This is a genomic window from Citrobacter sp. R-1.5.2 (assembly GCF_035064245.1).
Taxonomy (GTDB): domain Bacteria; phylum Pseudomonadota; class Gammaproteobacteria; order Enterobacterales; family Enterobacteriaceae; genus Citrobacter.
In genome coordinates this window covers 1-237 of the sequence record NZ_JASEYC010000121.1, presented here as the reverse complement: position 1 = coordinate 237, position 237 = coordinate 1, and the positions used below count along the sequence as shown (strand labels likewise).

The 237-nt window shown below is 48.9% G+C and carries 1 protein-coding gene; it reads right to left on the bottom strand.

The annotated features are described in order from the left end of the window. Positions 1-237, bottom strand: a 237-nt coding sequence (locus tag QMN38_RS26875; protein ID WP_323606445.1) for a class I SAM-dependent methyltransferase, incomplete at both ends; no start/stop codon positions are given.

The following is a 237-nucleotide window of genomic DNA, read 5'->3' as shown; positions in this document are numbered from 1 at the left end:
ATCACGATAACATCAAATTTCTCACCACGATCGCGATATGCGCGCAGCAACTTGAACACGTCATCACGCACAAACTCGGCTTTGATCAGATCCAGCTTGTTCAGCTCTACGTTCTGGCGGGCTATATCGAGAGCTTCCTGGGAAGTATCATCGCTGACGACCTGGCGGCAGCCGCCCAATAATACATAGACTGCGAATCCACCGTTATAGTAGAAACAGATCAATACGCGCTGATTT